Source organism: Amycolatopsis sp. NPDC003865 (assembly GCF_053605345.1).
The window spans coordinates 1-13,178 of sequence record NZ_JBSGJA010000050.1 but is presented as its reverse complement, the minus strand read 5'-3'; the positions used below and the strand labels follow the sequence as shown (position 1 = coordinate 13,178).

Annotated in this window: 16 protein-coding genes; 6 read left to right on the top strand and 10 right to left on the bottom strand. The window is 71.4% G+C overall.

The genetic code is table 11. The annotated features are described in order from the left end of the window. Positions 1–100: 100 nt before the first annotated feature. Entirely contained in the window at positions 101–1,369 is a 1,269-nt protein-coding gene (locus ACWEVP_RS50155; protein WP_452069695.1) for an aminotransferase family protein, read from the top strand. Between the two features lie 52 nt (positions 1,370–1,421). Here ACWEVP_RS50155 and ACWEVP_RS50150 read toward each other — a convergent pair whose 3' ends face one another. The 7 genes from ACWEVP_RS50150 to ACWEVP_RS50120 form a co-directional block, all read right to left on the bottom strand. Then, a complete protein-coding gene (locus ACWEVP_RS50150) occupies positions 1,422–1,859 on the bottom strand; it encodes a VOC family protein (protein WP_452069694.1) in 438 nt (145 codons plus the stop codon). Beyond that, positions 1,838–2,035 carry a hypothetical protein gene (locus tag ACWEVP_RS50145; protein ID WP_004561810.1) on the bottom strand — a complete coding sequence of 66 codons (198 nt, stop codon included), beginning with the start codon at positions 2,033–2,035 and terminating at the stop codon, positions 1,838–1,840. The genes ACWEVP_RS50150 and ACWEVP_RS50145 overlap by 22 nt, the downstream gene beginning before the upstream one ends. Positions 2,036–2,154: 119 nt before the next feature. Continuing rightward, positions 2,155–2,658: a GNAT family N-acetyltransferase gene (locus tag ACWEVP_RS50140; RefSeq protein ID WP_452069693.1), complete on the bottom strand. Its 504-nt coding sequence runs from the start codon at positions 2,656–2,658 to the stop codon at positions 2,155–2,157. A gap of 31 nt (positions 2,659–2,689) precedes the next feature. Then, complete coding sequence (locus tag ACWEVP_RS50135; RefSeq protein WP_452069697.1) at positions 2,690–3,478, bottom strand: IclR family transcriptional regulator; 789 nt, start codon at positions 3,476–3,478, stop codon at positions 2,690–2,692. Positions 3,479–3,599: 121 nt separating this feature from the next. Further along, positions 3,600–4,292 (bottom strand): family 16 glycoside hydrolase, encoded by a 693-nt coding sequence (locus ACWEVP_RS50130; protein WP_452069692.1) that lies wholly within the window; start codon positions 4,290–4,292, stop codon positions 3,600–3,602. A 77-nt stretch (positions 4,293–4,369) separates the two neighbouring features. Continuing rightward, complete coding sequence (locus tag ACWEVP_RS50125) at positions 4,370–5,830, bottom strand: PH domain-containing protein (protein ID WP_452069696.1); 1,461 nt, start codon at positions 5,828–5,830, stop codon at positions 4,370–4,372. A 101-nt stretch (positions 5,831–5,931) separates the two neighbouring features. Further along, entirely contained in the window at positions 5,932–6,444 is a 513-nt protein-coding gene (locus tag ACWEVP_RS50120; RefSeq protein WP_452069691.1) for a PH domain-containing protein, read from the bottom strand. Positions 6,445–6,618: 174 nt separating this feature from the next. On the opposite strand from ACWEVP_RS50120, the gene ACWEVP_RS50115 reads away from it, so the two are divergent. Genes ACWEVP_RS50115 through ACWEVP_RS50105 form a run of 3 tightly spaced genes read left to right on the top strand, consistent with a single transcriptional unit; the run spans position 6,619 to position 9,108 of the window. Next, positions 6,619–7,536 (top strand): proteasome assembly chaperone family protein, encoded by a 918-nt coding sequence (locus ACWEVP_RS50115; protein WP_452069690.1) that lies wholly within the window; start codon positions 6,619–6,621, stop codon positions 7,534–7,536. Continuing rightward, on the top strand, positions 7,536–8,267 hold the full coding sequence (locus ACWEVP_RS50110) for a class I SAM-dependent methyltransferase (RefSeq protein WP_452069689.1): 732 nt from the start codon (positions 7,536–7,538) through the stop codon (positions 8,265–8,267). Before ACWEVP_RS50115 ends, ACWEVP_RS50110 begins: the two co-directional genes overlap by 1 nt. 19 nt (positions 8,268–8,286) lie before the next feature. Further along, on the top strand, positions 8,287–9,108 hold the full coding sequence (locus ACWEVP_RS50105; RefSeq protein WP_452069688.1) for a class I SAM-dependent methyltransferase: 822 nt from the start codon (positions 8,287–8,289) through the stop codon (positions 9,106–9,108). Here the strand turns inward: ACWEVP_RS50105 and ACWEVP_RS50100 are convergent. The 3 genes from ACWEVP_RS50100 to ACWEVP_RS50090 all read right to left on the bottom strand — a co-directional run bounded on the left by ACWEVP_RS50100 (position 9,095) and on the right by ACWEVP_RS50090 (position 11,709). Then, positions 9,095–9,445: a YciI family protein gene (locus ACWEVP_RS50100; protein WP_452069687.1), complete on the bottom strand. Its 351-nt coding sequence runs from the start codon at positions 9,443–9,445 to the stop codon at positions 9,095–9,097. The two genes, ACWEVP_RS50105 and ACWEVP_RS50100, sit on opposite strands and share 14 nt — an antisense overlap. A gap of 22 nt (positions 9,446–9,467) precedes the next feature. Beyond that, complete coding sequence (locus tag ACWEVP_RS50095; protein WP_452069686.1) at positions 9,468–10,454, bottom strand: MCE family protein; 987 nt, start codon at positions 10,452–10,454, stop codon at positions 9,468–9,470. Between the two features lie 70 nt (positions 10,455–10,524). Continuing rightward, complete coding sequence (locus ACWEVP_RS50090) at positions 10,525–11,709, bottom strand: FAD-dependent monooxygenase (protein ID WP_452069685.1); 1,185 nt, start codon at positions 11,707–11,709, stop codon at positions 10,525–10,527. Positions 11,710–11,816: 107 nt separating this feature from the next. Between ACWEVP_RS50090 and ACWEVP_RS50085 the strand changes: the two genes are divergently transcribed. After that, entirely contained in the window at positions 11,817–12,479 is a 663-nt protein-coding gene (locus tag ACWEVP_RS50085) for a TetR/AcrR family transcriptional regulator (RefSeq protein WP_452069684.1), read from the top strand. A gap of 148 nt (positions 12,480–12,627) precedes the next feature. Beyond that, a partial coding sequence (locus ACWEVP_RS50080; protein WP_452069683.1) for a cold-shock protein occupies positions 12,628–13,178 on the top strand: 551 nt, incomplete at its 3' end.

Here is a 13,178-nt window from a genome sequence, read left to right as displayed (position 1 = left end):
AGAAGCCACCCAACCGGGGCAAGAACCGATCAGCCACACCCTGTCGCCCTGGGCATCCAGAACAACCCGTCCTGAACACCAACAATCTTATGGAGGACCGATGTCAGCACAGCACGCCCTTTGGCACCCGTTCGCCGACATGGGCGCGGTCGCGAACGACCGGATGGTCATCACCCGCGGCGAAGGGTCCTACGTCTGGGACGACGCCGGCCGCCGGTACTTCGATGCCACCGCGTCGCTCTGGTACGCCAACTTCGGCCACGGCAGGCCCGAGATCACCGAGGCCGTCACCAAGCAGCTGCAGACCCTCGACTCGTACAACCTGTTCGGCTACAACGCCAACCAGCCGGCGATCGAGCTGGCCGACCGCGTCGCCGCGCTGGCGCCGACGCCCGGCTCGAAGGTGTTCTTCGGGTCGGGCGGCGGGGACGTCATCGACACCGCCGTGAAGCTCGCGCGCGCGTACTTCGCGCAGACCGGGCGGCCGGAGAAGGTGCACGTCATCGGCCGGGCGCAGGGCTACCACGGCACGCACGGCTTCGGCACGGCCGTCGGCGGCATCCCGGCCAACGCGGCCGGCGTCGGGCCGCAGCCGCCGGAGTTCTCGCACGTCCCGTTCGACGACGCCGCGGCGCTGGAGGCCGAGATCGAACGAATCGGCGCGTCGCACGTCGCGGCGTTCTTCTGCGAGCCGGTGATCGGCGCGGGCGGCGTGCTGCTGCCCCCGGACGGCTACCTCGAGGAGGTCGCGGCGATCTGCCGCCGGCACGACGTGCTGTTCGTCGCGGACTGCGTGATCGCGGCGTGGGGCCGGCTCGGGACGTGGTTCGGCATCGACCGCTGGGCGGTGGAGCCGGACATGATCACGACGGCGAAGGGCATCACCGGCGGCACGATCCCGCTCGGCGCGCTGGTGGTGGCGCCGCGGGTGGCGGAGCCGTTCTTCACGGGAGCGCCGGGAGCGCCGGTCTTCCGCCACGGCGCGACGTACGCGGGCCACCCGGTCGCGTGCGCGGCCGGCCTGGCGACGTTGGACATCTACGAGCGCGACGGCCTGATCCCGCGCGGCCGCGAGCTGGAGAAGCCCTTGGCCGACGCGGTGTCGGCGGCGAGCGGGCACCCGCTGGTGGCGGAGGTCCGGGCCGGGCTGGGCTTCCTGGCCGCGGTCGAGCTGACGGCGGAAGTCATGGACGCCGACCCGGGAGCCCCGGTGAAGCTGCAGCGCGCGTGCCGCGACGAGGGCGTGATCGTGCGCAACCTCGGCCGGGGCATCGCCGTGTCGCCGCCGCTCGTCGCGGGGGAGCCGGAGCTGGACCTGCTGGCTTCGGCGCTGCCCAAGGCCCTCGACCGGCTCACCGCTCAAAGCTGAGGTCGTGACCCGGCTCTTTCCCGGAGACGGCGGGAAAGAGCCGGTCACGACGTCACGAGATGCAGAACTCGTTCCCCTCCGGGTCGGCCATGGTCACCCAGCTGTGCGGCCCCTGCCGCCCCCGGTGCAGGAACTTCGCCCCGCGCGCTGTCAGCTTCTCCAGCGTGGCCTCGACATTGTCCGCCCCCACCCAGACGTCGATGTGGAGCCGGTTCTTCACCGTCTTCGGCTCCGGGACCTCCTGGAACAGCATCCGCCGCGGCGGCCCGTCCGGTGGTGAGTCCGGGTGGCGGATCGCCGCCCCCGTCCGCCACACCAGAGATCCGTTGTACGTCCGGGTTTCCTCCTCCTTCGCGTACCCCTTCGCGATCATCTCGCGGACGAAGTCCGCGTCCGTCGGTTCGACCGGCCAGCCGAGGGTCTCGGCCCACCAGTCGGCGAGCACGTGCGGGTCGGCCGTATCCACCACTACCTGGAAGTCATGCGCCATACGGGCACGTTAACGACCGAGTCCGACATTTTCCGGAGCATCGGGTCCTCGGGCACGACCGTGAAGCGCCACTTGTCGACGCCGCCGCCCATGATCTCGGCGTAGCGGCGGGCACCGTCGGCGTTGGCGAACCGCACCTGCTGGCCGTTCGTCAGGTGGGTGATCTTGACCGCCATGACAACCTCCCGAAAGTTGTGGGCCGGCCCAGGAGCTTCCCCCTCCGAGGCCGGCGAGCACAGTAGAACACATGTTCGACCGTGCGCGCCACCGGATCCCCCGCGCAGGTGAGCACCACTCAGAGTGGCCGGATCATCGCCACCCGCGGCCACGCGTCGAGGCCGCGGGCCGCCTCCGCGCGGCGGATCGCCCGTAGCCCGTCGCCGATCTCGGCGTCCGCCAGGACCCGGAACCCCAGCCGCTCGTAGTAGGGCGCGTTCCACGGCACGGCTTCGAACGTCGTGAGCGTCAACGCCGGCAGCCCGCGCGAAGCGGCCCACTCGGCGAGCGTCTCCACCAGTGCCAGGCCGAGCCCGCGCCGCGCGTGCGAAGGCCGCACCGAGACCTGCTCGACGTGCGCGTGCCCGTCGACGACCTCGGCGATCAGGTACGCCACCGGCCGGTCGGCGTCGTCCACGGCCACCCAGGCGCGCCCGTCGGCCTGGTACACCGCCAGTTCCGCCACCGAACCCGGGTCGTCGTCGGCGATGGCGGCCATGTCGACGGCGCGGAACAGGCTGCCCGCCTCGCGTTCGACATCGATCAACGCGGGCAGGTCGTCGGGGCGCGCGAGCCGGATCACGAAGGCATTCGTACGCGCCCCGCCGGGATTTTCACAGCGAATAAGACGAGATCGTGCGCTCGATGCGGGTCGCGTAGCCCTGCAACGCGCTGATGGCGTTGTGCCGGGCTTCCTCGGTGATCCGCGCGGCCGGGCCGGCCATCGTCAGCACCGTCGGCCGCCGTCCGTAGGCCGTCACCGGCACGGAACACGCCCAGACGCCTTCGTCGATTTCCCCGGAGCTGACCGCGTACCGGTTCTCCATCGCGTGCTTGAGCTCGTCGCGCACGAAGGTGCCGCGCTGCTCGACGACCAGCGCCAGCCGCCGGTCGCGCTCGATCTCCGGCAGCAGGGCGAGCAGCATCTTGCCGGACGCGCCGAGGCCGAGCGGCAGCGAATGCCCCGGCTCGAAGGTGAACCGCATCGCCCGGTCGCACTCGACGCGGTCCGCGCACACGGCGGAGTCGCCGAACTGCTGGAAGAGCATCACCGTCTCGCCGAGTTCCCGCGCGGCCTCCTCCATCGACGGCTTCGCCAGCCGCACGAGGTCGTTCGCCAGCTGCGCGGCCCGCGCGAGCGGCATCACCTGGCTGGTGAGGTGGTAGTGCCCGGCCCGGCCCTCTTCGAGCAGCTGAAGCTCCTTGAGCAGCGCGACGTAGCGGTAGGTCGTCGCGACCGGGGTGCCGATCGTCGCGGCGAGCTCGGCGACGCTGGCTTCCCAGCGCCGTTCGGAAAAGGCCAGGAGCAGCTGGAGGACCTTGCGGGAACTGCTCGCGCCGGGAGTCCGGCGCGGGGCGGTGGTGGTGGCGGAACCGTCGACGGCACTGACGGCAGGCGTCATCATGACCTCTCGGTGAGACAAAAACGACCTTCGCTATCACACGCGGTGAATAAATTAGCACGTTGTGTTAATCGAAGGCCAGCATTGTGCCGACGGCCCGCCATTCGGGAAAAGACCGGGGTCAGAGCGTGAGGAACTCGCCCGGTTTCGTCACCACCGGTGACTCGACGTAGAGGCCGCGGTACTCGTCCTGGATCCCGGAGTTGTGCACCTGCAGCGCCAGCGGGCCGACGCGCCCGGCGGTCTGGTCGGTGAACCGCAGGACCTCGACACCCTTGCAGGTCACGGCCGTCCCGGTGAGCGGGCAGCACGCCATCCGGGCCACCCCGGTGGTCATGTCCCCGATCAGCTCGCACTGCGCCCACTTCTTGATGTCGATGGAGGTGTGCGGCAGCTGCTTGAACAGTTTGCCGCCGCCGTCGTTGTGGCCCGGCCGGTAGTCCCAGTGCCCGCCGTTCGGCGGCTGGAACTGGATGGCGCTCAACGCGTCGCGGATCGGGTCGGTGGTGCCCCAGATCAGCACGGTCGGTTTGTGGTTCCCCTTGACCTGACGGACATTGAATATCCACCGAAACGTGCCGACCTGCTGTTTGTTGTAGTACAACCAGCCGCGTGCGGTGCCATTGCCGTGGATGACGCCGTTCTTCGCCGACCAAAGGCCGGTTTTCGACGAAGTCCACCCGTTCAGGCTGGTGCCGTCGAACATCGGGACGAGGTTCGGGTCACCGTAGGGGTTGCCGGCCGCCGCGGCCGGTACCGGGACCGAGGCCGCGACGATCCCCGCGGCCACCACACCCAGGAGCTTCCGGAACATCCCTGCCGTCCTCTCGCTAGCGCTGGTAGAGGGGTTCGGACGGCGGATTTCACGTTAGGAGCGGCGTGGGTGGGACGTCAACCGCGGTCCCGCTGATCGGTCAGGAACGGTGTCAGCAGGCCCGGAACGGCCCGGTCGGCGAGCGCGAGCCCGTCGGCTTCGCCGACGTCGAGCACGCGGTAGTGGCCCTTGCCGGCGGCGACCGGGGCGATGATCGTGACCAGCCCGGCGCGGCGCTGGAAGTACGAGCGTTCGACGACGACGCCGGTCATCCCGTCGCAGCGGACCGCCGCGGTGCCGCGGTCCAGCGACCCCGAGCGCGTCACGAGGTAGCGGCCGGTGAGCGCGTGCCCGAGGCCGCGGTAGCGGTCCCAGCCGACGAGCACGGCGAACGGCAGCAGCCCCAGCGCCGCCTGCCACGGCCAGTCCGGCAGGGCACCGAGCCACGCCAGGCCGTAGAGGGCCGCCGCGAGCAGCAGCACGCCGACGACGGCGCGAGAGAGCCGCCGGTACAGCGCCCGGCGCGGGTGGCGCACCAGCGGCGTCGCGGCGGGGTCATCGCCGAGCACGGCCGCGACGACTTCGTGCGCCTTCGCGAGCGGCGCGGGCGGGAGCAGCAGGCCGCCGCTCTTGTCCGCGCCCTTGCCCTCGCGCAGGCCGCCGGCGATCGCGACGCAGCGCGCGCCACCGGCCAGCCGCAGCGGCAGCGGCTCACGGATCTCGACACCGCGCAGGCGGTCCTCCTCGATCGACACCGAGCGCGTCGTGATCAGCCCGCGCCGGATGTGCAGCGTGCCGGCGGGCTCGCGGGTGAGCCGGAAGTTCCAGAACGACAGGATGTACCCGCCGATCGACAGCAGCGAGACGAGCACCAGCAGCCCGGCGGCGGCGAGCACCAGGCTCACCCACGTCGGGGTGTCCGCGAAGTGCCCGACGACCGTCTGCACCAGGGAGAACTGGATCGGGTCGAAGTGCAGTTCGTGCGCGAAGTGGTAGACGGTGCCCACCGCGGCACCGACCACGGCCAGCCCGGACAGCGTGAACGGCGCGTACCGCAGCCACTTCTTGTCGACGGCGGCCACCAGCTGCTCCGGCGGCGCGGCGGCCGCTTCGGCGGCGGGCGCGGCCTTGCGGTGCAGCAGGAGGGTCCGCAGCCGCTGCGCTTCGGCGATCGTGACGGCGTCGAGGACGAGCTCGTCCTTGGCCGGTCCCTTGCCGTGGTTGTGGCGTCCGGTGCCGATCCGCGCGGCGGCCAGCGAGAACAGCCGGTGCTTCGGCTCGGACGTGACGTCGACCGTGCGGATCCGGTCGCGCGGGATCGCGCGCTGCTTGCGCAGCAGCAGCCCGGTGTGCCACTCGACCTGCGTCTCGGTGACCCGGTAGCGCGAGGTCAGCACGTGCGAGATGCCGGTGCAGACGGCGACCACGGTGAAGGCGAGGCCGATCCACTGCCACGGTTCGCCGTGGCCGAACAGCAGCGCGCCCAGCAGCACCGGCAGCGACCGCACCAGGTCCAGCACCGGCCGGATGAGCAGCATGCGCCGGTCGAGGCGGTGCCACGGCGCCTCCGGCGTGCCCTCGGCGGGCAGGGTCGCGACGGCAGCCGCCTCGGCGGGGGAGAGTGCGTCGGCGCCGCTGCTCACGTCGCGTCCCCGCGGGCGGCCTGGGTCGTCTTGGTGAGCTCGTCGGCCAGCTCGAGCGCGCGGTCGTGCGCCAGGCCCGAGATCCGCAGCGGGCCCGCCGCGGACGCGGTCGTCACGGTGATCTTCGCCAGCCGGAAGAGCTGCTCGCCGGGGTCGCGCTCGATGTCGACGGTCTGGATCCGGGAGATCGGCGCGATCCGCCACTCCTGCTTCAGCCAGCCGGACTGGGTGTAGACGGCCTCGCCGGTGACCTCCCAGCGGTGCACGCGGTAGCGCCACTGCGGCATCACGACGAGGTGCAGCGGACCCACCACGCAGGCGGCCACGAGCGCCACCGTGAGGAACGCCGGTGCGTCGTCGCTGGTCACCACGATGGCGGTGAGGATCCCGATGACGACGATCCAGGAGATCGACGCCATCGCCGTCCAGTAGCCGATGGCCCGGCGGCTGACCCGGTGCGCCGGCGGCCGCAGCCGCACCGCCGCTGTGTTCGTGGTGTGTTCGCTCACGCCCTCAAGCGTGCCCGATCGGCGACTTGCGTGCCCACGACAAGTGTCATGATGCCGATCCGGTCCGGGTTCGACCGCGTCCCGTTACGATCGGCAACACCGTCGGAGGAATGGAAACGCCGTCGGGGTGTGTTGTGCTTGACGGATTGGCGTATCGGAAAGCAGGAGGACCCGGTGGGACTCGATCCCGACGACCTGTACGAGGTGGACTCGGACGTCCCCGACCTGACCGGGGCGGTGCTGCTGCACCACTTCGAGGGGTTCATGGACGCCGGCTCGGCGGGCCGTCTCCTGGCCGAGCACCTGCTCGGCGGTGAGCACCGGGTGGTCGCGCGCTTCGACGTCGACCGGCTCATCGACTACCGCTCGCGCCGCCCGACGATGACCTACGCCGTCGACCACTGGGAGGACTACGACGCGCCGGAACTGGTCGTCCACCTGCTCCACGACGGCGACGGCACCCCGTTCCTGATGCTGTCGGGCCCGGAGCCCGACCATGACTGGGAGCGGTTCTGCCTCGCGGTGCGCAACCTGGTCGAACGCTGGGGCGTCCGGCTCACCGCCGGGTTCCACGGCATCCCGATGGGCGCGCCGCACACCCGCCCGCTCGGCGTCACCGCGCACGCCACCCGCAAGGACCTGGTCGGTGACCACCAGCCGCTGCCCAACCGGCTGCAGGTGCCGGGCAGCCTGGCCGCGCTGCTGGAGTACCGGCTCGGCGAGTGGGGCCACGACGCCATGGGGTTCGCCGCGCACGTGCCGCACTACCTGGCGCAGTCGACGTACCCGGCCGCGTCGCTGATCGTGCTCGACGCGCTGAGCCGCTCGACCGGGCTGAACCTGACCGAGGGCGAGCTGCGCGCGGCGGCCGAGCTCGCCGACGCCGAGATCAACCGCCAGGTCGCGGAGTCCGACGAGATCGCCGACGTCGTCCGCGCGCTGGAGCGGCAGTACGACACCTTCATCGAGGCCTCCGAGCGCGGATCGCTGCTGGCGGAATCGGTCGAGCACATGCCGACCGCGGAGGAGCTGGGTTCGCAGTTCGAGCGGTTCCTCGCGGAGCAGAACGGCGGCGACGGCCCGGAGCGCTGATGACGCGCTACGACGAGATCGGCGTCGGCTACGCGCTGGGCAGGCGGACCGACCCGCGCTGGCTTGCGCCGGTGCTCGACGCGCTGGGCGACGCGGCCTCGGTGCTCGACGTCGGCTCCGGGACCGGCTCCTACGAACCGCCCGGACGGCGGGTCGTCGCGGTCGAGCCGTCGGCGGAGATGATCCGGCAGCGCCCGCCCGGCGCCGCACCGGTCGTGCGCGCGGTCGCGGAGGCACTGCCGTTCTCCCCAGCGGTGTTCGACTGCGCGCTGGCGGTGCTGACCGTGCACCACTGGGGCGACTGGCGCCGCGGACTGGACGAGCTGCGCCGCGTCTCGGGCCGTCAGGTCGTCCTGGCTTACGACACCGCGCTGCACAACGGCTTCTGGCTCGTCCGGGAGTACGTGCCGGAGGTCGCCGCGCTGGAGCTTTCGCGTCCGTCGGCGCCGGAGATCGCGGAGTACCTCGGCGCGGCTTCGGTGCTCGTCCTGCCGGTGCCGTGGGACTTCGCGGACGGCGTGTTCCCGGCGCACTGGCGGCGGCCGGAGGCGTACCTCGATCCGGCGGTCCGGCGATCGTGTTCGGCACTGGCGCAGACCCCGCCGGAGGCCGTCGAGCGGGGGATCGCCCGGCTGCGCGCGGACCTGGCGTCCGGGCGCTGGCACGAGGACCACGCGGAGCTGCTCGACCTGTCCGAGTGGGACGCGGGGTTCCGGCTGATCGTGGCTTGAGCTGAGGTACCGTCCCGAGATGAACGAAACGAAAAACCGTTCCCCCGTAACGAAAACCGTGCGGCGCACGCTGGGTAGGCTGCTGAACCAGGCTGCCGCGAAAGTGCACGACCCGTACACCGATCAGCTGAACCGGATGGCCGCCGAGCTCCGCGAGGAGATCATCCGCCAGGGTGACCGGGTCCTCGATCGGGTGGTGGAGTTCGAGATCCGCAGCCGCCGGGACATCGTCTACGCCGGCGACCAGGACGCCGCTCTCGAGAGCAACGTCTTCGCCCGCGAGAACCTCGTCGGCGCCCGCCACTTCGGCAAGCCCAAGGAGACGCTCGAGTACGCGCTTTCTTTGGCGCCACAAGGGGGAATGGCGCTGGAGTTCGGCGTCGCGTCCGGCAACACGCTGCGGACGATCGCCGCCGCGCGCGGTGGCCGGGAGGTCTACGGCTTCGACTCCTTCGACGGGTTGCCCGAGGCGTGGCTCAACGGCATGCCGGCCGGCGCCTTCGCCCGCGACGACCTGCCGGACGTCCCCGGCGCCGAGCTCGTCGTCGGCCTGTTCGCCGACAGCCTCCCCGGCTTCCTCGAACACCACCGAGGCCACATCGACTTCCTGCACGTCGACGGCGATCTCTACAGCTCCGCCAAGACCGTGCTCGACCTCTGCGGGCCGCGGCTGCGGGCGGGCAGCATCGTGCACTTCGACGAGTTCTTCAACTTCCCCGGGTGGAAGCGGCACGAGTACCGCGCCTGGACGGAGTACGTCGAACGCACCGGCGTCGAGTTCGAGTACGTCGCCTACACCTACAGCGACAACCAGGTGACGGTGAAGATCACGAAGCCGTAGGCGGCCCGTCGAGGATTTCCCGCAGCTCCAGCGTGCCGGCCTCGGCCCACGGGTGCCGCGAGGCCACCTCGACCGCCGTCGCGCGGTCCGCGCACTCGAGGATGTTGTAGCCGCCGACCTGTTCCTTGGTCTCGGCGAACGGGCCGTCGGTCAGCAGCACCCGGCCGTCGCGCACCCGGATCGTCTTCGCTTCGGCGGGCGGGCGCAGGCCCGTGCCGGCCTGCCGGACGCCGTGGCGTTCGGCTTCGGCGGCCCATTCGTGGCAGCGCCGAGCCATCTCGGGGCCGGCCGCCGCGGCCGCGGACTCGTCACCGCACAGCAGGAGCAGGTAGCGCACGGCGCCAGCATGCCACGCGGGCTCAGCCGTGGCAGCCCTCCTCGTTGAGCGGCCCGAACGACGGCAGGATCAGCCCGCACAGGTAGCCGTCGATGAACCGGCCGTTGCCGGCGATGTTGGTGCCGAGCCGGACCAGCGGCGCGAACCCGCGGATCCCGGCGGCGAGCGCGTCCTGGTTGCGTTGCAGCATCGACGTCAGCTGGTCGAGCTGGGCGAGCAGCGGGCTCAGCCGGCCGTCGTTGTCTTCGATGAGCCCGGACAGCTCGGTGGCGAGCCGCCGTGAGCCGTCGAGCAAGGAGCTGATCGCTTGTTCGCGGTCGCTCACTTCGGACAGCAACCGGTTGCCGTCGTTCAGGAGCCGTTGCACGGCGGCGTCGCGGTCGACGAGCGTCTGCGAGACGACCCGCGTGTTGCCGAGCAGGCTGGCCAGCTGCGAGTCGCGCGTCGCGAGCGTGTCCGACAGCCGCGACAGCCCGGTGAGCGCGGCGCGGACGCTCTGCGGCGTGTCCGCCAGTGTCGCCGACAGCGTGTCGAAGCTCTTCGCCAGCTGGGAAGTGTCGATCCGGTCCACAGTGGACGAAAGTTCGCCGAACGCCGCGAGGATGTCGTAGGGCACGGTCGTGCGCGACCGCGGGATGGGCTCGCCGGGGTCGAGCGTTCCTTCGCCCTGCGGGTCGAGCGCGAGGTACTTCTGGCCGAGGACGGTCTTCAGCCGGATCGCCGCGCCCGTCGCGTCGCCGAGCCACGCGCCCTTGACGCGGAACGAAACCAGCACGCGGTCGCCGCGCAGTTTGACGTCCGAAACCCGGCCGACCTCGACGCCGGCGATGCGGACGTCGTTGCCCTGGAACAGTCCCGCTGCTTCGCTGAACTCGGCGGAGTAGGTGGTGCCGTCGCCGATCACCGGCAGGGAACGCGCGTTGAGCGCCGTCAGCACACCCAGGGCCAGCACGGTCAGGCCGGCGACCGCCGTCCTGACCGGGACCTCGGCGGCCCGGCGTATTGACATGGCGTAAAGAGTGACGCACGCCACGCCGGGCCGCCAGCCGAATCCCCCGAAGAGACGAAGATCGCCGGGCTCACGCGGACGTCAGCGCGGGGTACTCACGATATTCCAGCGCGTTGGCCGCGCGATCGGTCATCCAGGTGAACACCTTGCCGAACAGGCGCGTGCTCAGCATCCGGTAGGCGCGGTTGCGGCTGCGGATTTTCGCGGCCGTGCGCGGCGCGAGGAAGTTGCCGGAGCCCTTTCCGTTCTTCTGCCCGACCGTCGCCGGCTTGCGGAGGCGCTCCTCGTACTTCGCGAACGCCGTCACGTGGTCGCCGCCGGCCGCCGCGAGCTCGCCGGCCAGCACCTGCGCGCCCATCATGGCGAGCCCGGTGCCGGACCCGCCGGGACCGGCGCACCAGGCGGCGTCGCCGAGCAGCACGACCCGGCCCCGCGACCAGCGGTCGAGGTGGATCTGGCTGATCGAGTCGACGTAGAGGTCGTCGGTGTCCGGCAGTGCTTTCAAGAGCCGGGACGTCTCCCAGCCGGTGTCCGCGAAGAGCTGCGAGACGAGCGCGCGCTGCTCGTCGGTGGTGCGGCGGCGGAACTCGACGCCGTCGGCGGCGAAGACCAGGGCGACGTGCAGCTTGTCCGGCAGCCGGTGGCTGCCGACGGTCAGGCCGCGGCCCGGCTCGTTGTACATCACGCTGGTGTGGTCGAGGCCGAGGTGGTTGGGCGCGGTGAACCCGGCGATGCCGAAGCCGAGGTCGCGCCGGAAGCCCGCTTCGGGACCGAACGCGGCGGCCCGCACGCCGGAGTGCACGCCGTCGGCCCCGACGACGAGGTCGAACTTGCGCGGCGCGCCCCGGCGGAAGGTGACGTCGACGCCGTCCGCGGTCTCGGTGAGGCTCGTGACGCGGTCGCCGAAGACGTATTCGGTGTAGTCCTTGGTGTGGTCGTAGAGGACGCGAGCGAGGTCGCCGCGCAGGATCTCGACCTCGCCGCTCCAGACGGCGCCGGGCACGGTGAACAGGGGACGGGCATCGAGGCCGAGCAGCGTCTGGTCGCCCATCGCGGTTTCGAACCGCCGGATGTCGTCGAGGACGCCCATGGCGCGAAGCAGCTTCACCTGCTCGCCGCGGAAGTCGACGGCCTGGCCGCCGGGCCGCAGTGCGGGCGCGGTCTCGACGACGGTCACGCGGTAGCCGTAGCGGTGCAGCCAATAGGCCGCGGACGGGCCGGCGATGCTGGCCCCGGACACGAGCACGGTCTTCATCGGGTTTTCCTCTCGGTCGTGGTGACCCGAGACTGCGCGGACGCGCTGACGGTCCGCGCACGATCCGCTGACCGTCCGGCCGGTGGTGTCCGGTTCGAGTGGCTAGCATGGCGCGCGTGGACCGTTCCGCCGAAGACCGGATCCCGCAGGACGGCGAAGACGCCGCCGTCGAGGCGCGCATCCTGAACGCCGCCGCGCACCTCATCGCCGACGAGGGTTTCGGCAGGTTGAAGCTCGGGGCCGTCTGCGCCCGGTCCGGGTACGCGCGGTCGGTCATCTTCCAGCACTTCGGCGACAAGGACGGGCTCGGGCGGCGGCTGGTCGAGTACGCCGTCGAGGAGTTCACCAATTCCTACAGCGAGGCCGTCGCGGCGCGGACCGGCGGGGCCACCGCGACGCCGATGGACATGCTGCGCGCGCTCGTCGACATCATCTTCGAGCTGATCCGCACGATGCCGACGCTCAACCAGGCCTTCCTGGCGCTCTGGGGTGACGCGGCGGCCGAGTACTCGGCCCTGCGCGGCGCGCTGACCGAAGCCGACCGCCGGTTTCGCTTCGCCATCGCCCAGACCCTGGCCAGTGGCGTCGCGGACGGTTCGATCACCGGCGTCCGCGACGCCGACGCGTACGCCTCGGCCATGCTGGCCCAGCTGCGCGGCATTTCGATGCAGGCGCTGATCGACCCGGACGGCTACGACCTGCGCGGTGTCCGCACCGAGCTGGAGCGCAGCATCGACCGGCTGTCGGCGGGGTTCCGCGGCGGTCTTTAGACCTGGTCTCGAAACTCGGCGTGTCGCCAGGTGAACCAACGACCCGCCCCTGGCTCCGCACCGCCCGCCGGTGGGCCCGGCCCGACGGACCGGAGGTCCGTCAGGGAGACTGGGGGCCAGTGCACGCCCTCTCGACCTGGAGTCTTCGATGCCGCAAGGGACCGTCCGTTGGTTCGACGCCGAACGGGGTTTCGGCTTCCTCGCGCCCGAGGACGGCTCGCCGGACGTGTTCGTGCACGCCTCCGAGATCGTCGGGGACGGCGGCGCGAAACTGCTCCGCGAGGGTCAGGCCGTCGTGTTCGAGGTCGGCGAAAACGACCGCGGGCCCCAGGCGCTGCGCGTTCGCGTCACCGCCGATGCGGCCACCGGCAGCGCTGTCGGCCTGCTCGGCACCATCAACTGGTACGAGCCGGGCAAGGGGTACGGCTTCGCGTCGCCGGACGGCGGCGGCGCCGACATCTTCGTGCACAGCTCCGCCATCGTGACCGGCGGCGTCGTCACCGAGGGCCAGCGGGTGGCCTTCCTGATCGTCGAAGGCGAGCGCGGCCCGCAGGCCGGGCACGTGATCCCGCTGGGAGCCGGGGCCGGCTCACCCGCTGCGGCCGGTGTCGCGGACGGTGCCGACGGCACGGTGGCCTGGTACGACGAGGACAAGGGCTTCGGCTTCATCAACCCCGACTCCGGCGCCGGGGACGTCTT

What these genes read in the sequence shown, in the direction of transcription:
- ACWEVP_RS50155 (WP_452069695.1), top strand. Translation starts at nt 101, where the DNA reads ATGTCAGCACAGCACGCCCTTTGGCACCCGTTCGCCGACATGGGCGCG.
- ACWEVP_RS50150 (WP_452069694.1), bottom strand. Translation starts at nt 1,859, where the DNA reads ATGGCGCATGACTTCCAGGTAGTGGTGGATACGGCCGACCCGCACGTG.
- ACWEVP_RS50145 (WP_004561810.1), bottom strand. Translation starts at nt 2,035, where the DNA reads ATGGCGGTCAAGATCACCCACCTGACGAACGGCCAGCAGGTGCGGTTC.
- ACWEVP_RS50135 (WP_452069697.1), bottom strand. Translation starts at nt 3,478, where the DNA reads ATGACGCCTGCCGTCAGTGCCGTCGACGGTTCCGCCACCACCACCGCC.
- ACWEVP_RS50130 (WP_452069692.1), bottom strand. Translation starts at nt 4,292, where the DNA reads ATGTTCCGGAAGCTCCTGGGTGTGGTGGCCGCGGGGATCGTCGCGGCC.
- ACWEVP_RS50125 (WP_452069696.1), bottom strand. Translation starts at nt 5,830, where the DNA reads ATGCTGCTCATCCGGCCGGTGCTGGACCTGGTGCGGTCGCTGCCGGTG.
- ACWEVP_RS50110 (WP_452069689.1), top strand. Translation starts at nt 7,536, where the DNA reads ATGACGCGCTACGACGAGATCGGCGTCGGCTACGCGCTGGGCAGGCGG.
- ACWEVP_RS50105 (WP_452069688.1), top strand. Translation starts at nt 8,287, where the DNA reads ATGAACGAAACGAAAAACCGTTCCCCCGTAACGAAAACCGTGCGGCGC.
- ACWEVP_RS50095 (WP_452069686.1), bottom strand. Translation starts at nt 10,454, where the DNA reads ATGTCAATACGCCGGGCCGCCGAGGTCCCGGTCAGGACGGCGGTCGCC.
- ACWEVP_RS50090 (WP_452069685.1), bottom strand. Translation starts at nt 11,709, where the DNA reads ATGAAGACCGTGCTCGTGTCCGGGGCCAGCATCGCCGGCCCGTCCGCG.
- ACWEVP_RS50085 (WP_452069684.1), top strand. Translation starts at nt 11,817, where the DNA reads ATGGCGCGCGTGGACCGTTCCGCCGAAGACCGGATCCCGCAGGACGGC.